Origin of the sequence: Mesorhizobium sp. M0898 (genome assembly GCF_040319695.1) — a bacterium.
Lineage (GTDB): Bacteria > Pseudomonadota > Alphaproteobacteria > Rhizobiales > Rhizobiaceae > Mesorhizobium.
Genome location: NZ_JAMYOE010000125.1, coordinates 1 through 1,350 on the forward strand (window position 1 = coordinate 1; position 1,350 = coordinate 1,350).

The 1,350-nt window shown below is 63.2% G+C and carries 1 protein-coding gene; it reads left to right on the forward strand.

Annotated features, from left to right (window positions below; all coding sequences use genetic code 11):
• A partial coding sequence (locus tag NKH90_RS34510; RefSeq protein ID WP_352823774.1) for a transposase occupies positions 1–1,266 on the forward strand: 1,266 nt, incomplete at its 5' end.
• Positions 1,267–1,350: the final 84 nt, after the last annotated feature.

Genomic DNA, 1,350 nt, shown 5'->3' on the forward strand with positions numbered 1-1,350 from the left:
CTGTCCGCCATCCGCCAGCATCTGGCGCCCTTCTACAGCCCGATCGGCCGTCCCTCGATCGACCCTGAGCTGCTGATCCGCATGCTGATCGTCGGCTATTGCTTCGGCATCCGCTCGGAGCGCCGGCTGTGCGAGGAGGTACATCTGAACCTGGCCTATCGGTGGTTCTGCCGGCTTGGCCTCGAGGGTGATGTGCCTGACCACTCAACCTTCTCCAAGACCCGCCACGGCCGCTTCCGCGATGCCGACCTGCTGCGCGAACTGTTCGAGACCGTCGTCCGGCGCTGCATAGCTGAAGGGCTCGTCGGCGGCGAAGGCTTTGCGGTCGATGCCAGCATGATCGTCGCCGACGCCCATCGTCAGCGCGGGATCGAAACGGCCGAGGACCTCAATCCCAAAGCCAAGCGGGCCGTGGCTGAGTATCTCGCCACTCTGGATGACGCCGCCTTCGGGGCCGCCACGCCGGTGGAGCCCAAGTTCGTCTCCCCTGTTGATCCCGCCGCGCGCTGGACTGCCGCTTGGGGTGGCCCAGCCGTCTATGCCTATTGCACGAACTATTTGATCGACGTGGAGCACGCCATCATCGTGGACGTGGAGCCCTCGACCGCGGTGCGCCAAGCCGAGGTGACGGCCGCCAAGACTATGATCGAGCGGGCGCACGACGAGCTCGGCCTCTGGCCGGAGCGGCTGATTGCCGACACCGGCTACGGCTCGGCCGAAATGCTGAACTGGTTGGTGCATGAGCGTGGGATCGAGCCGCATATCCCGGTCTTCGACAAGTCTAGGCGCAAGGATGGCACCTTCTCGCGCGACGACTTCACCTACGACCATAAGGCCGATACATACATCTGTCCTGGCGGGAAGACGCTCAGGCAGCGCCAGAAGACCTATCGGATGCCACACCCTCTCGTCGACGAGAATGGCATGATGCGCTATCGCGCCAGCAAGCTGGATTGCGACGCCTGTGCCCTGAAGCCCAGCTGTTGCCCGAAGGAGCCGGCGCGCAAGGTGCTGCGCTCGATCTATGAGGGCGCGCGCGACATGGCCCGCGACATCGCAAAGACAGACGCCTACCAGACCTCACGCTATCAGCGGAAGAAGGTGGAGATGCTGTTCGCGCACCTCAAGCGCATCCTGAAGCTCGATCGATTGCGATTGCGCGGCCCCTGTGGTGCCCGCGATGAGTTCCACCTTGCAGCCATCGCCCAGAACCTCAGGAAATTGGCCAAGATTTGCACCCTCGGAACAAACGTCCGAGCCACTTAAGGCGAGGAGGTCGCGTCGACCTTAATCAAGACGCTTCGGTGCGAGTGGATCCACGGCTTCATCGCCGACTTCTTCAACACTATC